Origin of the sequence: Kribbella sp. DT2, assembly GCF_049844575.1 — a bacterium.
Lineage (GTDB): Bacteria > Actinomycetota > Actinomycetes > Propionibacteriales > Kribbellaceae > Kribbella.
The window spans coordinates 748,844-765,266 of the sequence record NZ_JBNCLH010000001.1 but is presented as its reverse complement, the minus strand read 5'-3'; the positions used below and the strand labels follow the sequence as shown (position 1 = coordinate 765,266).

17 protein-coding genes are annotated in these 16,423 nt (G+C 70.1%); 6 read left to right on the top strand and 11 right to left on the bottom strand.

The features are described from left to right. The first annotated feature begins 19 nt into the window (after positions 1–19). Entirely contained in the window at positions 20–1,234 is a 1,215-nt protein-coding gene (locus ACLQ2O_RS03665; RefSeq protein ID WP_425827132.1) for an FAD-dependent monooxygenase, read from the top strand. Here ACLQ2O_RS03665 and ACLQ2O_RS03660 read toward each other — a convergent pair. Continuing rightward, positions 1,185–2,072, bottom strand: coding sequence for a LysR family transcriptional regulator ArgP (locus ACLQ2O_RS03660; RefSeq protein WP_425827130.1), 888 nt, complete (start codon positions 2,070–2,072; stop codon positions 1,185–1,187). The two genes, ACLQ2O_RS03665 and ACLQ2O_RS03660, sit on opposite strands and share 50 nt — an antisense overlap. A gap of 71 nt (positions 2,073–2,143) precedes the next feature. On the opposite strand from ACLQ2O_RS03660, the gene ACLQ2O_RS03655 reads away from it, so the two are divergent. Beyond that, a complete protein-coding gene (locus ACLQ2O_RS03655; protein ID WP_425827128.1) occupies positions 2,144–2,740 on the top strand; it encodes a LysE/ArgO family amino acid transporter in 597 nt (198 codons plus the stop codon). A 276-nt stretch (positions 2,741–3,016) separates the two neighbouring features. On the opposite strand, the gene ACLQ2O_RS03650 is transcribed toward ACLQ2O_RS03655, so the two are convergent. Further along, a complete protein-coding gene (locus ACLQ2O_RS03650) occupies positions 3,017–3,928 on the bottom strand; it encodes an SDR family oxidoreductase (RefSeq protein ID WP_425827126.1) in 912 nt (303 codons plus the stop codon). A 50-nt stretch (positions 3,929–3,978) separates the two neighbouring features. Between ACLQ2O_RS03650 and ACLQ2O_RS03645 the strand changes: the two genes are divergently transcribed. Continuing rightward, the gene (locus ACLQ2O_RS03645; protein WP_425827124.1) at positions 3,979–4,662 is read left to right on the top strand and encodes a TetR/AcrR family transcriptional regulator; all 684 of its coding nucleotides are present in this window, start codon (positions 3,979–3,981) and stop codon (positions 4,660–4,662) included. On the opposite strand, the gene ACLQ2O_RS03640 is transcribed toward ACLQ2O_RS03645, so the two are convergent. From ACLQ2O_RS03640 to ACLQ2O_RS03630, 3 genes are all read right to left on the bottom strand, one after another. Next, complete coding sequence (locus ACLQ2O_RS03640) at positions 4,590–5,531, bottom strand: DMT family transporter (protein ID WP_425827122.1); 942 nt, start codon at positions 5,529–5,531, stop codon at positions 4,590–4,592. The genes ACLQ2O_RS03645 and ACLQ2O_RS03640 overlap by 73 nt on opposite strands. 100 nt (positions 5,532–5,631) lie before the next feature. Next, positions 5,632–6,816 carry an MFS transporter gene (locus ACLQ2O_RS03635; protein ID WP_425827120.1) on the bottom strand — a complete coding sequence of 395 codons (1,185 nt, stop codon included), beginning with the start codon at positions 6,814–6,816 and terminating at the stop codon, positions 5,632–5,634. A gap of 102 nt (positions 6,817–6,918) precedes the next feature. Next, a complete protein-coding gene (locus ACLQ2O_RS03630; protein ID WP_425827118.1) occupies positions 6,919–7,518 on the bottom strand; it encodes a DUF4865 family protein in 600 nt (199 codons plus the stop codon). 69 nt (positions 7,519–7,587) lie between these two features. Between ACLQ2O_RS03630 and ACLQ2O_RS03625 the strand changes: the two genes are divergently transcribed. Continuing rightward, positions 7,588–8,460, top strand: a complete 873-nt coding sequence (locus ACLQ2O_RS03625; protein WP_425827117.1) for a hypothetical protein — start codon at positions 7,588–7,590, stop codon at positions 8,458–8,460. Here ACLQ2O_RS03625 and ACLQ2O_RS03620 read toward each other — a convergent pair. The 3 genes from ACLQ2O_RS03620 to ACLQ2O_RS03610 are packed head-to-tail and all read right to left on the bottom strand — an operon-like array spanning position 8,447 to position 10,161. Continuing rightward, complete coding sequence (locus tag ACLQ2O_RS03620) at positions 8,447–8,830, bottom strand: GNAT family N-acetyltransferase (RefSeq protein WP_425827115.1); 384 nt, start codon at positions 8,828–8,830, stop codon at positions 8,447–8,449. The two genes, ACLQ2O_RS03625 and ACLQ2O_RS03620, sit on opposite strands and share 14 nt — an antisense overlap. Before the next feature lie 11 nt (positions 8,831–8,841). Next, positions 8,842–9,795, bottom strand: a complete 954-nt coding sequence (locus ACLQ2O_RS03615) for a pyridoxal-phosphate dependent enzyme (RefSeq protein ID WP_425827113.1) — start codon at positions 9,793–9,795, stop codon at positions 8,842–8,844. Between the two features lie 3 nt (positions 9,796–9,798). Beyond that, complete coding sequence (locus ACLQ2O_RS03610; protein ID WP_425827111.1) at positions 9,799–10,161, bottom strand: helix-turn-helix domain-containing protein; 363 nt, start codon at positions 10,159–10,161, stop codon at positions 9,799–9,801. Positions 10,162–10,288: 127 nt separating this feature from the next. On the opposite strand from ACLQ2O_RS03610, the gene ACLQ2O_RS03605 reads away from it, so the two are divergent. Next, entirely contained in the window at positions 10,289–10,861 is a 573-nt protein-coding gene (locus ACLQ2O_RS03605; RefSeq protein WP_425827109.1) for a ClpP family protease, read from the top strand. 79 nt (positions 10,862–10,940) lie between these two features. Here the strand turns inward: ACLQ2O_RS03605 and ACLQ2O_RS03600 are convergent, their stop codons facing one another. Continuing rightward, positions 10,941–12,074, bottom strand: coding sequence for a trans-sulfuration enzyme family protein (locus ACLQ2O_RS03600; RefSeq protein WP_425827107.1), 1,134 nt, complete (start codon positions 12,072–12,074; stop codon positions 10,941–10,943). Between the two features lie 137 nt (positions 12,075–12,211). Here ACLQ2O_RS03600 and ACLQ2O_RS03595 point away from each other — a divergent pair, with 137 nt between their 5' ends. Next, positions 12,212–12,700: an Lrp/AsnC family transcriptional regulator gene (locus ACLQ2O_RS03595; protein ID WP_425827105.1), complete on the top strand. Its 489-nt coding sequence runs from the start codon at positions 12,212–12,214 to the stop codon at positions 12,698–12,700. A gap of 988 nt (positions 12,701–13,688) precedes the next feature. On the opposite strand, the gene ACLQ2O_RS03590 is transcribed toward ACLQ2O_RS03595, so the two are convergent. Further along, a complete protein-coding gene (locus ACLQ2O_RS03590; protein ID WP_425827103.1) occupies positions 13,689–14,708 on the bottom strand; it encodes an LLM class flavin-dependent oxidoreductase in 1,020 nt (339 codons plus the stop codon). A 29-nt stretch (positions 14,709–14,737) separates the two neighbouring features. Beyond that, entirely contained in the window at positions 14,738–16,423 is a 1,686-nt protein-coding gene (locus tag ACLQ2O_RS03585) for an alpha-1,3-galactosidase-related protein (protein ID WP_425827101.1), read from the bottom strand.

Below are 16,423 nucleotides of genomic sequence, written 5' to 3'. Positions count from 1 at the left end.
ACTTTCGTACAGTCGAGGCATGACGACAATCCTGATCTCCGGCGCCAGCGTCGCCGGCCCGGCCCTGGCGTACTGGTTGCAGCGGTTCGGCCACAGCGTGACCGTGATCGAGAAGGCGCCCGCGCCCCGTCCCGGCGGGTACGCCGTGGACTTTCGCGGCGCGTCCCTCGAGGTGCTCGACCGGATGGGCCTGCTGGCCGCGGTCGAGGCGCGAGCCACCCGGATGGGCGGCATGGACTACGTGAACGAGTCCGGCAGGACCGTCGCCCGGACCTCGCCGACCGCGTTCAGCGGCGAGCTCGAGATCCTCCGCGGCGACCTGGTCGAGATCCTGTACGACGCCACGCGCGACGGCGTCGAGTACGTGTTCGGCGACTCGATCACCCGCCTGACCGAGGACGCGGACGGCGTCCTGGCCGAGTTCGAGCACGGCGCGCCGCGCCGGTTCGACCTGGTCGTCGGTGCCGACGGCCTGCACTCCACCGTCCGGCGGCTCGCGTTCGGGCCGGAGCAGAGCTTCCGCCACGATCTCGGGTACGCCGTCTCGGTCGTGACCGTGCCGAACCACCTCGATCTCGACCACACCGGCCGCCTGCTCAGCCTGCCCGGCAAGACCGTCGGCGCCTACTCCGCGCACGAGAACACCGAGGCGAAGGCGCTCTTCTACTTCGCCACCGAAGCGACCGAAGGCCCGGCCGTCGACCGCCGGGACACGGCAGCCCAGCGGCAGCTCGTCGAGGACACGTTCGCGGGCATCGGCTGGGAGGTCCCGCGCCTGCTCAGCGAACTGCGCACCGCCGACGACTTCTACTTCGACTCGATCAGCCAGATCAAGCTGGACAGCTACTCGCGCGGCCGGGTCGCGCTCGTCGGCGACGCCGGCTACTGCGCCTCACCGCTGTCCGGGATGGGCACCAGCCTCGGCATCGTCGGCGCGTACGTGCCGGCCGGCGAACTGCACACCGCGAAAGGTGACTACACGAGGGCGTTGGCGGCGTACGACGAACTGATGCGCCCGTTCGTCGCGGCGTGCCAGAAGCAGGCGGTCGACGGCGCCCGCTGGTTCATCCCCGGCAGCCGGGCGTTCCTTGCCCTGCGCAACCTCACGTTCCGGCTGATGCCGTACCTGCCGTGGCGCAGGCTGATCGACGAGCTGCCGTTGAAGGTCGGCAACGCCGTCGAGCTCAAGCGGTACGAAGCCCGTCTTCCGCTGCCTGCCGCACAGCGTCGGTGAGCGCGTCCAGGACCGGTGAGTCGAGCTTCCAGTACTGCCAGTACAGCGGTACGTCGACGTACTTGCCCTGGGCAACCTCCACCAGCGACCCGGCCGCCAGCTCGGCCTCGACCGCCTCTTCCTCGATCATCCCCCAGCCCAGCCCGAGCCGGATCGCCCGGACGAACGGGCCGGGCGCGGGGATCGAGTGCAGCGGCGGGTCGAGCCGGCGGCGGGTCACCTTGCGCATCAACCGGTGCTGCAGCATGTCCTTGGTGTTGAACACCAGCAGCGGCGCCTCCCCGAGCGCCTCGGCCAGTGGCCGACCCGTCAGCCAGCGTTCGGCGTACGACGGTGTGGCGATCGACAGGTACCGCATCCGCCCGAGCGGCATGACCCGGCACCCCTGCACCGGCCGCGGTTCTGCAGTGACGGCGGCGAGCACCGAGCCGGCGCGAAGCAGCTCGGCCGAGTGGTCCTGGTCCTCCTGACGCAGGTCGAACGCCGTCACCAGCTCCCGCGGTACGGCGAGCAGCGCCGGCAGGAACCAGCCGTTCAGCGAGTCCGCGTTGACCGCGATCGGCAGGCGCAGCCCCTCGACCGTGCCCTTCACCGCGGCGATCGCCTCGACCTCGAGCAGCGAGACCTGCCGGGCCAGCCGCAGCAGCGCGTCGCCCGCGGCCGTGGTCCGGGCGGGTTTCCCGCGCTGGATCAGGACCTGACCGACTCTGCTCTCCAGCGCCTTGATCCGCTGGCTGACCGCCGACGGCGTGATCCGCAGCCGCCGGGCCGCCAGGTCGAAGCTGCCCTCGTCGATCACGGCCGCGAAGGTGTCGAGCTGGGACGAGTCGATCTGCATGTGAAGTGATGCTAATGGCAGTGAAGAACCTTTAGCTGGTTTACCGGCACCGATCTTCCTACGGTCGAGAGGTGAACCTCCTGGCCGGCTTCGCCACGACCCTGTCCATGATCGTCGCCATCGGCGCGCAGAACGCCTTCGTCCTGCGCCAGGGGCTGCGCCGGGAGTTCGTCCTGCCGGTCGTCCTGATCTGCGCCCTGTCCGACGCACTGCTGATCACCAGCGGCATCGCCGGCCTCGGCGCGCTGCTCACCGGCAACCCCACCGCACTGACCATCACCAAGTACGCCGGTGCGCTCTTCCTCTTCGGGTACGCCGGAGTTGCGGCCCGTCGGGCGTTCCGGCCGAGCACGCTGACCGCCGCCGACCACGCCCCGGTGGCGCTCCGCAGCGTGCTGCTGACCTGCCTCGGGTTCACCTACCTCAACCCGCACGTCTACCTCGACACCGTCGTACTGCTCGGCTCCCTGGCCAACCAGCGCGGCACCGACGGACGCTGGCTCTACGGCATCGGCGCCGTCACCGGCAGCTTCTTCTGGTTCTTCTCGCTCGGCTACTTCGCTCGCAAGCTCGGCCCGGTGTTCGCCCGCGCCCGCGCCTGGCAGTTCCTCGACGGCGGCATCGCGCTCGTGATGACGGCCCTCGGCATCTGGATGGTGCTCCCCTGAGCTCCAACAATGGGTGGATGGACGTGACTGTGCTGTGCGACGCCGTGGCGGTTGCTGGAGTCCGCCGGCGTCGGGGCTGACGAGATCGACACGGTGATCCTTACGCATGTCCATACCGACCATGCGGGTTGTGGACGGCGGGTGTCGGTGGCCGGGCCTGACGCTGCTGCCGACACCAGGGCACACGCCTGGACATCAGTCGGTGCTCACCGACCGGGCACTGATCGCTGGGGACGTGCTGGGCGTGCCTGTCTCGGCCGCACACTTCAGCTGCGATCAGCGGTAGCCAGTGGTGTCGGCGGGCTTGCCGGGGTCCTGGACCTCGACGATGTACCGCCAGGCGTCCGGCTGGCTGCCGTCGACGTCCGTGAAGCCGTAGACCTTGGCGAGCTGACCGCTCGACAGGGACTGCTGGTTCCATCGCGCGACGTCCGGGTCGGCCGCGAGCGCGGCGACCGCTCGGCCGACGAACAGGGGACTCTCGGAGATCGCGAAGTGCGGCACCTTCTCGGTCGCGTCCCGCCAGCTCTCCTCGGTGACCTCGAAGCCTTCGAGCATCGCCTCCGACCGGAGCCAGCCCGGCGTGAGCGACAGCGCGGTGCCCCCGTGCGGCGCGAGCTCGTGCGCGAGAGCGAAGGCCATCCGGTTCACCGCCGCCTTGGCCAGGTCGTAGAAGAACGAGACCCGGTAGTTGGTCGCGTTGTACTCGTCGGTGCCGTCGGTCATCTCGATCACCAGACCGCCCGGTTGCTTGATCAGCAGCGGCATCGCGAAGTGACTGGTGATCGCATGCGTCTCGACCGCGAGCCGGAAGGTCCGCAGCCCGACGTCGAGCGACGACTCCCAGACGGACTTGTCCCACTCCATCGTGGTCAGGCCGAAGATGTCGTTGACCAGGACGTGCAGCGCGCCCTGCTCCCGCTCGATCCGGGCGATCAGGTCGCGGACCTGGTCCTGCTCGAGGTGGTCCACCTGGACCGGGATGCCGTGGCCGCCCGCCCGGTCGACCTGCTCGGCGGTCTCCTCGATGGTCTCCGGCCGCTGCATCTCGGACTGCTGGGCGCGCGTGGTCCGGCCGGTGACGTAGACGGTCGCGCCGGCTTCGCCCAGGGCGACCGCGGTCCCGCGCCCGGCGGCGCGGGTGCCTCCCGCGACGAGTGCGACCTTGCCTTCCAGCGGCTTGCTCATTCCCACCATCCTTTAACCATACGTTGTACGATTCCGCTACCATACGGCGTATGAATACTGCTGGCAAGCCGGGTCGGCCGCGGGCCGGGGCGGAGCGGCTGAGCCGGGACGCGATCCTGACGGCCGCGCTGCGGATCGTCGACGACGAGGGCGTCGAGGCGATGACGATGCGCCGGCTGGCCGGGACGCTCGGGGTGAACCCGATGTCGATCTACCACCACCTGCCGAACAAGGCGGCCGTGTTCGCCGGGCTTGCGGAGCTGGTGTTCGCCGGGCTCGACGCCGTGCAGCCGCGGCCCGGGGTGTCGTGGCAGGAGGAACTGAGGGACGCGGCGCGGGCTTACCGGGCCGCGCTGCAGGCGCACCCGAACCTGGCGCTCCAGGTGCTGTCGGATCCGTCAGCGGTGTCGGACGTCGTGGTGGTGACGGTCGAGCCGTTCTACCGGGCGCTCGACCGGGGCGGACTCGCGCCGCGGGCGATCTTCGAGACGGTGAACACGCTCATCGACTTCGTGCACGGGTTTCTGCTCGGCGAGCTGACGGTCCGGGCCGCGACCTTCGACCTGGCGCCCGATCTGGTCGACCGGGTGGAGAAACTGCCCGAGGACAAGGCGCCGACGTTGAGCCGGGTCGTGCTCGCCCTCGGGCGGGACGGACTGCACTACGACTTCGACAGCGGGTTCGAGTCGGCGTTGACGGTCTGGGTGAGCGGTGTCGAGTCGACCTTGCGCTGACCCACCTTCAGGCGGGAGATCGCGACGCCGAGCAGGCAGAGCGCGCCACCGGCGTACGCGAGCGCCGCGGGTGACTCGCCGAGCAGGAGCCAGCCGAGGAAGATCGTGAGCGGCGGCACCAGGTACGTCGTCGCGCCCATCCGGCCGGCGCTCGTCCGCGCCAGGGCGTAGGCCCAGGTGGTGAAGGCGAGCGCGGTCGGGAACGCGCCGAGGAACACGACCCACCAGATCGTCGACGGGCGCGCGTCGGCGGTCTCGCGGACCAGTGCCGGGGCGAACGGCAGGCAGCTGATCGCGCCGATCGTGCAAGCGAACCAGGTGACCTCGAGCGCGGGAAGCCTTGCGAGCAAGGGTTTCTGTGCCACGACGCCGATCGCGTACGCGATGGCGGCCGCGATGCAGAGGACGATTCCCCAGGTCTCGGCCTGACCGCTGGACGACGACGTGCCGATCAGCAGGACGCCGGCGAACGCGACCGCGCTGCCGATCACCAGACGCCGCGGGAAGCCTTCGCTCAGCAGCAGGCCGGCCAGTACGGCGATGAGCAACGGGCCGATGTTGACCAGCATCGCCGCCGTACCGGCGTCGAGACGTTGCTCGGCTTCGTTGAGCGCGACGTTGTAGACGCCGAACCAGAGCAGGCCGCAGACCAGCAGCAGCTTCCAGTCCCGCTTGGCCGGCCAGTGGCGGGGGCGGGTGAAGACGAGCGCGCCGAGCAGGACGCTGCCGACCAGGAGGCGCCCGAGGGACAGCGCGCCGGCGGAGAACTCGTGGCCGACGTGGCGGATCGCGACGAAGGCCGAGGCCCAGAGGACGACGGTGATCGCCGCTGCGCCTGCGGCCAGAGCGCCTTGCCGGCGGTCCGTCACTGCCGGCTCCAAGCTGTCGTGGTCATGGGCCGACCGTAAGTGCTCGATTGTTCGGCGGACACCGAATTCCCCTTCCGCTGGGTTCTTCTGGTGGAACGGGTCAGGGGGTCGTCGTGTGAGTTGACTCCTTCTCCGGTGGTGGGGGCAGGGCTTTCGGGGTGATGAGGGCGGTGAGCAGGACGGGGACGGTCAGGCCGGCGACCAGGACCGGCAGGCTGACCCAGACCGCGCCGAGCGCGAATCCGGCGTACACGGAGACCGCGAACACCTCGGCGAAGAAGCCGGACACCGAGGTGACGGTCGCCCGCGCGGGACCCTCGATGGCGTCCTGCAGACGAGCGTCCGCGACGACGATGACGAGCTGCATCACGCCGTACCCGAGCGCGATCGGAACGAACCCCGCCGCCGTCCCGCTCAACGATCCCCAGGAGATCAGGCCCGCCGTTGCTCCCAGCCCCACCGCGAACACCGCCGCCGGCAGCCGGTACGCCGGTCCGGCCAGCGCGCCACCGATCGCCTGTGCTGCGACGGTTCCCGCAATCAGCAGTGGAACCAGGGTGGTAGGCGCTCCTACTCCCCTGGCCAGCAAGGGGAAGTACTCGTCGAACGCCAGGAAGCCACCCAACAGAGCAACCAGTCCCACCGCCCGCCGAACCACCCGGCTGGTGGCAGCTTCCCCCAGCCCGGCACGCAACATCGCGAGATACCTCTGGAGCGCACCCCGCCAACCACCGTCCGCCTCTTCCGGATCGGTTTCGTCGGCTGAGACTGCTCGGACGGCTTCGGGGAGGGAGGCGGCTACTAGTAGTTGCGCTAGGCAACTGAGGACGCTGAGGAAGCCGACCAGGAGGTAACCACCCAAGGCGAACAAAGGGATCGCCAGCAGGGTGGCGGTCAGGTTGGCGACCAGGGCTGCCGATCTGGCCTTGCCGAGGAGGCTTGCGTACTTGCCGCTCGTGCCGCGCGCGGCCAGTTCGTCGTACACGAAGGCTTCGTAGGTGCCGGAGATCAGGGCGGAGCCTGCTCCCCAGAGGATGAAGCCGAGCGCGAAGGCGGCGTACGACGGCACGGTGATCCACGCCGCGTACCCCAGGCCGGTCAGGGCAGGGCCGAGCATCAGGAGTTTGCGGCGGGAGAAGACGTCGGCCAACGCACCGGACGGGATCTCCAGCAGGAACGCCGTCGCCGACCAGATGATGAACAGGGTCGAGATCTCGGTGGGCGTCAGCCCGTGATCCTCGAACAGCAACTGGTACAGCGGATACAGCGGGATCAGGTCCTGCAACGCCTCGTAGGCGACGATGCGGGCTGCAAGCCGATCTCGGAGGCGGTCAGGGCGTCAAAGGAAAGGGTTCGGATATCTCATGCTTAGAAAATACCCGCGTCCTCACTCGGCGAGAAGCTCTTTTGTTCCGGGTGTGGACAAGTGCAGAACCTGGTAGCGGGTCCCCGGCACGATCCCTGGTTCGCCGCTCCACAGCGTGAAGTGCACGAGCTCCCAGCGCGACGGATCCACGGCGATCGCGGAGCTGTGCACCCCGGGCAGCTCAGCGGTCGACCGCAGTGATTCGAGGGCCTCCGCCACCGGCCCGGCCGGATCCACGTCCGGCGGCAGGCCCCACGTGTTCCTCGTCGCGGCCACGGCGGGCTGGTCGGCGTCCGGCCCGGGCAGCGAGTCCACGCCCGTCCAGTGCCGCACACTCGGCCGCCCGAACGACTGGCAGATCCCGGTGAAGAACCCGCCGCCCCACAGGAACCGCGCCATCCCGGCCGAGTCGTTCCACAGGTAGAACGGCGCGTACTGGTTCACCGCCGCGCCGTTCGCCTGGTCCTGGATCAGGTACGCCTTCAGCCCGAGCCCGTCGAAGTCGTCGGTCGCCGCACCCCGCTCCACCACCCGGCGCCGGATGATCCCCATGTCGTAGTCCGCCGGCAAGGTCACCTCGTACTGCATCGCGTCCACGGCCCGCTCCCTCTCGGTCGACATCCCGAACATACTAGTAGGTACAGAGCTAATTGCCGCGCGCCCGTCCACACTTTCGGCCAGGCTTGCGCCATGACGAGTGATCGGATCTGGTCGAAGCTCCCCGCCGGGACCCGGGAGGCGCTGGTGGACGGCCTGAGCCCGTCCGACCTGCAGAGCGCGTTCCTCGACGTGAGCCGTGAGCGGGCCGCGAAGCTGACTCCGGCCCGGGTCCTCGACCGTTGGCGCAACGACCGCTTCGTTCAGCCGTCGCAGACCGATCCGCGGGCACTGGCCCGGACTCAGGCCCGGCTGTGGGACCTGCTGCCGGACCGGTTCGCCGGCGTCGAGCTGTCACCGGTCACACCGCTCGGCACGTGCTCGGTCGTGTCCAACATCCACCAGAACATGGTCCTGAGCACCATGCGGAACACCGAGGTCGCCAGTGACCCGACCAACGAGCTCGCGCTCGAGGCCGCCGTACGACGACGTGCTGGCGCTGAGCGCGTCGACCTGGCGACCTGCCAGCGGGTGGTGCGGGCTCAGGTGAACAACGCGCCGGGGATGTCCGCGCACTTCGAGCTGTTCGCGCTGGTCTCGTCGGCGCGGGACACCGGCTCGGGCCGCACGGAGGCGGAGCTGCTGCTGGATCACCTGCGCTACTGGTACGCCGTACTGGGTGAGAAGGCGGACCTCACGTTCACCATGTTCACGCCGAGCGCGGTCCGGGAGCGGATCGACGACACCGTACGGCCCGGGCTGCCGGTGGAGTTCGTGGAGGACACCGAGCGCACCAAGGGCGCCGGCTACTACGCCGGTACGGCGATCGGAGTGGGGGTCGGCGGCAACGAGCTGGGCGACGGTGGCTTCACCCGCTGGACCGCTGACCTGCTGGGCGACGCCAAGGAGCGCTGCCTGATCTCCTGTGTCTCCACCGAGGGCCTGACAGCGCTCAGCGCAGCTTGAGCAGCCCGGCGTCGGTCGGCGTGAAGCCGCACGCGTCCAGGTAGAAGCTCTTGAGGTGCGGCTCGAAGTCGACGTGCAGCCACTCGCACCCGGCAGCCCGCGCCTCGTCGGCCGCACGGGCGACCAGCTGCGAGCCGAGGCCCTTGCGGCCGTGGTCCGGGTGCACGGCGGTGTCCAGGACGAAGGCGTGGACACCGCCGTCCCAGCAGACCTGCACGAAGCCGATCAGCTCGTCGTTGTCGAAGGCACCTACCCAGGTAAGCGCGTGCCGCTCCAACCGGGCGGCCCAGGGATCAGCGGTGCCGGGCGGAGACCCGAAGGCCAGCGCATGGAGCGTCGACAGCGCCTGATCGTCGACAGGGAATCGCACGACTAGTTCCACTAACGCCCCTCGGTGCTGATCAGTACGACGGTGCTCTCGGCGGACAGGTCCAGCGAGTCGCGTGCGGCCCGCAGGCCGGCCAGCGTGGCAGCGCCGCTGGGTCCGGACGAGATGCCCAACGCTACAAGATCTTCCGAAGCCCGTAGGGCGTCGGCGTCTTCCACTGTGACCGCCGCGTGGAGTCCGTCGCGCAGGACCGGCCAGGCCAGGCTGGACGGCGTACCGCAGTTCAGGCCGGCCATGACCGTGCTGCTGGTTTCTACTGTCACCGGGTGACCGGCGAGCAGGCTGCTGGTGATGCAGGCGGCGCTGCTGGGCTCTACGCCGAGGACAGTGCCGCAGTGCGTGACTGCTGCCTGGGCTACTGAGCCGACCCCCATCGGTACGACGACCAGGTCGGCGGGCACGTCGATCTCGTGGAACAGGGTCGAGTAGCCGTCGACGATGTACTGCGGGACCACCTCGTAGCCGGGCCAGGCGGAGTCCTGGATCAGGAGGCGACCTGGAGTGATGGAGTCAGCCGCGGCGAGCACGGCGTCGTCGTACGAGGTGGGGAGGACGGTGACCTCGGCGCCCTCGAAGCGGATGGCGTCGGCGGCGGCTGCGCTGACCACGTCGGGGACGAAGACGTGGGAGCGCAGGCCGAGCATGCGGGCGCGGCGGGCGACCGCGCGGCCGTGGTTGCCGTCGGTGGCCGTGACCAGGACCTCGGTGTCGGGCTGGAGCGCGCGGTGGATCGCCCACCAGGCGCCGAGCGCCTTGAACGCGGGCAGGCCGAGTCGCTGCGACTCGTCCTTGACCAGCACGCGGCCGAGACCGAGCTCAGCAGCCAGGGCCGGTACGTCGTGCAGCGGTGTGGGCGCGTAGTCGGCCAGGCTCTGGTGGAACGCCAGGACGTCAGCAGGTGCGGGCGTCGTACGGCGTGAGCTCGACCGGTCGGACCGGTAGAGCACCGGCTAGGCGACCAGGGCGAACGTCTGCGCGGTGGTCGAGTACGACGACTGGGGGCCGGAGGTCCCGATCCGCTGCGGGGCGGACTCCTGAACCCGGATCGCCGCCGTCTGCAGACGGACCGGCAGCGTGGAGCGGACCGCGGTCGCCAGGTCGAACTGCACCTCGGCCAGCAGGTCGGACAGCTCCAGGTCGAGCGCCCGGCAGATCGCGGCCAGGATCTCCGACGAGGGCTCCTTGCGGCCGCGCTCGATCTCGGACAGGTACGGCACCGACACCTGGGCCACCTCGGCGAGTTCGCGCAGGGTGATGCCCCGCTCGCGCCGCAGCCGGCGGAAGACGTTCCCGATCACCTGGCGTAGCAGCACGTCTGGATCCTCCTCGGCTTCGTGGTCCTTGTACCGAGTGTGCCATCCCCGGCGGGTCTGCGGTGGGCAGATCTGCCACGGGCAGATTCCGGCGACGGGTGGCCCGGCCGGGGCCACGCTGGAGAGCATGAGCGAGAACCAGCGAACCACCGACCTCGACCAGCACATCTACCAGCGGCTGCTCTGGCAGCGCATCGTCGTCCTGCGCGACGAGATCAAGGACGAGAACGCCAACGCGCTGTGCGCCCAGCTCGTGCTGCTGAACGCCGAGGACCCGAAGGCGGAGATCTCCCTCTACATCAACTCCCCCGGCGGCTCGGTGTCGGCCGGGCTGGCGATCCTCGACACGATGAACTTCATCGGCAACGAGGTCTCGACGTACGCGATGGGGCTGGTCGCGTCGATGGGACAGGTACTGCTGGCCTGCGGTGCGCCGGGCAAGCGGTTCAGCCTGCCGCACGCGCGGATCATGATGCACCAGCCGTCCGGCGGGATGGGCGGCACGGCCAGCGACATCAAGACCCAGGCGGAGCAGTCGCTGCTGGCCAAGCAGCAGCTGGCCCAGCTGCTGAGCGAACGGACCGGGCAGTCGGTGGACCGGATCACCGAGGACTTCGACCGGGACCGGTGGTTCACGCCGGAGCAGGCGCTCGACTACGGCATCGTCGACCGGGTGCTGACTCAGGCGGTCAGTGTCTGATCGGCCGGCCGGTGGCTGATCCGGCCGGCCGTCGTACTGGCCGGAGCCCGCTCCCCCGAACTGCGGGCCCCGGCGGCTGCTAGGCCAAGGCCTGGTCGAGGTCCTTGACCAGGTCCTCGGGGTCTTCGAGGCCGATGCTGAGGCGGAGTAGGTCCTGGTCGGGCTTGGCGTCCTCAGCGACCAGGCGGTGGGTCAGAGCGGCCGGGTGCTGGATCAGCGTGTCCACACCGCCCAGAGACACCGCATGGGTGATCAGCTCGAGCCCGGCCAGTAGCTGGTCGGCCCGGCTCGTCCGGAAGGCCAGTACGGCGCCCGGCCCGCTCTGCTGACGCCCGACCAGCCCGTGCGGGTCGCACTCGGGCAGACCGGGGTAGTAGACCTTGTCCACAGCCGGGTGGGTGCTCAGCCAGTCAGCCACCTTCGCCGCACCGGCCTGCTGAGCGCGGACGCGGACCGGCAGCGTCTGCAGTCCCCGGTGCAGCTCGTACGCCGCCAGCGGGTAGAGCAGAGCTCCGGTCACCGCACGCATCTGGCGGATCCTGGCGACCCACTCCGCCGGCCCGGCGACCAGGCCGCCCATCAGGTCGCCGTGGCCGCCCAGGTACTTCGTCGCGGAGTGCAGCACGAGCGTGGCGCCGTGCTGCGCGGGCTGCTGGAGCACTGGGGTCGCGAAGGTGTTGTCCACAGCCACCGGTACGCCGGACGCCTGGCGGACCACGCCGGCGATGTCGACGAGCTCCACGGTCGGGTTGGCCGGGGTCTCGATCAGGACGAGCCCGGTGTCGGGGCGGAGCGCGTCGGCGATGGTCTCGGTGGTGGCCCAGCTGACCGTCGTACCGAGGAGGCCTGTGGACAACAGGTGGTCCGAGCCGCCGTACAGGGGACGGACGGCGACGACGTGCGGCTTGCCAGCGGCGACCGTGGCGAGCAGGACGGCGGCGAGGGCTGCCATGCCCGTGCTGAAAGCGACTGCGCCGTCGCAGGTCTCCAGCTCGGCCAGGGCGGTTTCGAGGCGCGCGACGTTCGGGTTCCAGAGGCGCTGGTAGACGAGGCTGCCCGCGCCGGGGTCGCCGCCGGCGGCCATCCGGTCGTACGCGGCGCCACCGGACTGCAGGTCGGTGAGCGGGTACGTCGTACTGAGGTCGATCGGGGGGACGTGCACCCCGAGGGCGGTCAGGTCGTCACGGCCGGCGTGCACGGCGCGGGTGTCCATCGTGGCCTCCTTCGGTCCGACTGCGGTGCGGCCAGGGTGGAATCTTCTGCGAGTTTGGGGCAAGAGTTCCGAAGAAAATTCGTCCACAGGCTTGTCCACACGCTGTGGATTCTGTGGATGGCCTTTACAGTGAGGTCATGCCGAAGGATCGCCGGACCCCCGGACCGGCCCCCCGGCCGATCCCCGCGGGGCTCGACGAGGTCGACCTGGAGCTCGTCCGGCTGCTCACCGCGGACGGCCGGATGCCGAACAACGCGCTCGCCGAGGCCACCGGGATCGCGCCGTCGACCTGCCTGGCGCGCGTGCGCGCGCTGCGCGACCGCGGGGTGATCCGCGGGTTCCACGCCGACGTCGACCTGGCCGCGCTCGGGCGGCCGCTGCAGGCGATGGTGGCGATCCGGATCGGCGCCCACTCCCGCGACGAGATCGACCGCTTCCGCGCGATGGTCCCGCGGCTCCCCGGCGTCCTGTCGCTCTTCCACGTCAGCGGCGCGAACGACTACCTGCTGCACGTGGCGGCCGAGTCGCCCGACGCGCTGCGCGACTTCGTGCTCGATCATCTGACGGCGGATCCCGCGGTGGTTCACGCGGAGACCAGCTTGATCTTCGAGCACGTCCGTCCGTGAACAGGCCTGTGGATAACTTGCCCTGTGGATAACTTCCGTCAGGTGAGGTCGGGGTCGATAGGTTCTTGGTCGACCTGGTCCCGTGCTGGGGGTCGGCGAGTCCCGAGGCGGTTCAGCGGGTGCCGCTTCACCCGTCGCGGCGGAACGGTCTGGTAGTCGCCCTGCGGCGAGGTCGGACGGGAGGTTGCTCGTCCATCGACGGCTGGGTTCCTCGACGACTGGTCCCTTGTGTGGCGACTGGTGTGTTGTACGGCGTCAGTGGCCCAACAAGAGAGCAGTCGCCGAGCAGGCGGGGATTGGTCGGCACTCCTGGTTCGCGCAGCTTCTGCTGGGCTACCCGGTTTGGGTGGACCCATTTGGTCGCCGTTGCTGTGGAGCAGGTGGTGGCCCCCGGGAGGGAGGGCTATGTGCAGCTGCCCCCGAAAGGACATGCGTGAGAGCCGGGTGCCGGGCTCAGGGGGCCGAGGGGCTGGGGGCCGAGGGGTTGAGGGCGAGGGGTTGGGGGCCGAGGGGCTCGTGGGTGGGGGGCTCGGGGTTAGGGGCCGAGGGATGGAGGCCCACGGGTCGAGCCAGCGGGCGTCCCCGCCATCGGAGGAAGGAGCCGACGGCGCCGCGGAGCCGAGGCGATGCGAGCAGGCGGCGGCCACGGGATCGGAGCCCCACGGGCCGGAACCAGCGGGTGTCCAGCCGCGGGAAGGGACCCGACGGCACCAGGGAGCCGAGGCGATGCGAGCAGGCGGGGACCACGGGATCGGAGCCCCACGAGCCGGAACCAGCCGGTGTCCAGCCGCGGGAAGGGACCCGACGGCACCAGGGAGCCGAGGCGATGCGAGCAGGCGGCGGCCACGGGATCGGAGCCCCACGGGCCGGAGCCAGCGGGGGTCCGACCATGGGATGTGAGCCCACGGCGCTGGGGCCGACCGCAGGTGGGGGGCGAGGGTGAGGGCAGCCGTGGTGTGACGGCTGCCTGGGAGTCGCCGGTACCGGGCTAGCGGGGTTTCAGGCCCCAGGCTTCGGCGAGGAGGGTGTGGGAGTGGCGGCGTTCGGCTGGGTCGTGGATCGAGGTGGTGATGATCAGTTCGTCGGCGCCGGCGGCGTTGGCTCGGCGGCCCAGATCTGCGGCTACCTGGTCGGGGGTGCCTACGGCGACGCCGTCGGTCCATTGGGAGACGGCGGCCTTCTCGTCCTCGGACCACGGGTAGGCGGCGGCCTCCTCGGGGGACGGGAGGGGGCCGGGGCGGCCGGAGCGGAGGTTGAGCATGGAGAGGGCGTTGGCCTGGGCGAGCTGCTGGGCGCGTTCCTCGGTGTCGGCGACGATGGCGGCGAGGGCGAGGATCGCGTGGGGCTCGGACTGGTGGGCCGACGGTTGGAAGATCTCCTTGTACTTGCCGATCACGCCGGCGGGGTCGAGCGTGCCGAAGTGGCCGGCGTAGGCGAAGCCGGTGCCGAGGATCGCGGCGGCCTGGCCGCCGTACGTGCTGGAGCCGAGGATCCACACCGGCGGGAGCGGCACGTCGGACGGCTGCGCACTGATCGGGGCGAAGGGGTGGTCGGCGGGGAAGCCCTCGGCGTACGCGCGCAGCTCGGCGTACTGGTCGGGGAAGTCGTCGGCGGCCAGTGCCTCGCGACTGCGGCGGAGTGCCAGGGCGGTGCGCTGGTCGGTGCCGGGTGCGCGGCCGATGCCCAGGTCGATCCGGCCGGGGTGCAGGCCGGCCAGGACGCGGAAGGTCTCGGCGACCTTCAGCGGGGAGTGGTTCGGCAGCATGATACCGCCGGAGCCGACGCGGATCGTCGAGGTGACGGCGGCGACGGCCGCGATCATCACCTCGGGCGTCGAGCTCGCGACGCTCGGGATGTTGTGGTGTTCGGCCAGCCAGAAGCGGCTGTAGCCGGCCGCCTCAGCGGTCTTCGCCAGTTCGAGCGTCTCGTGCAACGCCTCCGACGGCTTGGTCCCGGTCGGCACGGGAGACAGGTCGAGCACGGACAGCGGCATCACTTCACTCGTCACGTACAACCCCAACCGGCCGGCCCGCCGACCTATTCCACCGGCTCGCCGTCCACCGTCACATCCGTACAACCGTTGAACGTGTACGACGCCTCGCCGCCCGTGATCCGGTTGCCGGTGAAAACCAGCCCGCCGACGCTCTTCGCGCGCAGCACTTCGCCGTCGCCGGTCAGCTCGAACTCGTTGTCCTCGATCCGTACGCCGCGGTGCACCGGCTCGCCCTCGACCTGGTTGGTCGGGTCGAACCAGATCACCGGCGTCGCCGGCCGCAGGAACCGGTTGCCGCGTACGACGAGATCGCGGACCGGCCCCGACTCGTACCACTGGTGCGCGTCGGCCGCCACGTAGACGCTCGCCATGCTCATCCCGTCGAACACGTTGTCCTCGATCACGCTGCTCCCCCGCGTGGTCAGCAGCACGCCGCGGGTCGGGATGTTGCGGAACGTGTTGCCGGCGATCCGCACCGACGGCGTGTAGGTGACGTTCTCGACGACGTGGGCGCCGGGCGCGACACCAGCCGGTACGGCGCGGTCGAGCGTGATCGTCATCGTGGTCAGCGGTTTGCTGCTGTCGACGCCGGTCGGGCCGTCGACCGCGGTGACCGTCGCCTGACCGACGCCGGCCATCGTCAGCTTGTCGACCAGCTCGACGACGTCGCCGGGGTGGAACTGTGGAAAACCTGCCGTCTCGTTGTGCAGGTAGCGCAGGTCGAGCCGGTCGCCGGCGACGGCCGCGACCTCGACGTACGTGCCGTGCACGTTGATCGGGTCGTCGTGCGCGCCGTCGAACAGGTTGCCGGTGATCGTCACTGTGCCGCGCACGCCCGACATCTGCAGGATGTCCGCGAACGCCGCCGTGCTGCGGCCGATCGAGCGGTCGGCCCGGAACTCGTTGTCGGTCACGCTGATGTCGGTGCTGAGCTGGCCGACGATGCCGAAGCCGTGCAGGTAGCCGGCCTTCAGGTTTGTCACCGTGACCTGCGACGACTCCCAGATGAAGCCGGCCGCGGTGTCGCGGGTGGGTTCGCGCAGCTGGTAGACGAGGCCCTCGTCCTCAGGAACGACCGCGGAGTTGTAGTCGACGCGCACGCGGTGATCGCCGAGATCGGTCATCCCGGCGACATCTTCGAAGAGCGGGTTGGGCCCGCGCCAGGTGCGCTGGGCGACCGGGTCGTGGAGCTGGGAGTACCACATCTCGTCGGTGGTGTGGCGCCAGTACGGCGTACCGGTGGCTGGGCTGGTCTCGCCCACGAAGGTCAGTACGTCGCCGACCACGTAGGGGTTGCCCGGCGGGATGCTGAGCATCCGGTACCCCGGCCCCGCCTCCGAGACAGTGACGTCGACGACCTTCGGCGCCGAGTGGTCGAAGGCGAAGTTGCTGATCGTGACGCGCTCGGATCGAACCACGGCGAACAGCCCCAGCAGCCCGTGCAGCTGGAAGCTCGACCCGTCGCCGTCGATCGTGAGGTCCGCGAAATCCTCCACCAGGAAGGCGAAGCGCTTGAGGCGGTGGGCCTGATCGGCGCCGACGGTGTTGGAGATGTAGAACTCCCGCTCGACCGCGGCCTCCGGATAGAGCTGGTAGGTGCCCCGCGGGAACACCAGCCGGACCGGACCGTCCAAGGTCCTCGCATGGGCCAGCGCGGCAACGACCGCGGGAGTGCTGTCCTTCACGCCACCGCTGTCCGCACCGAAGGCGGTGATGTCGACCAGAGTCAC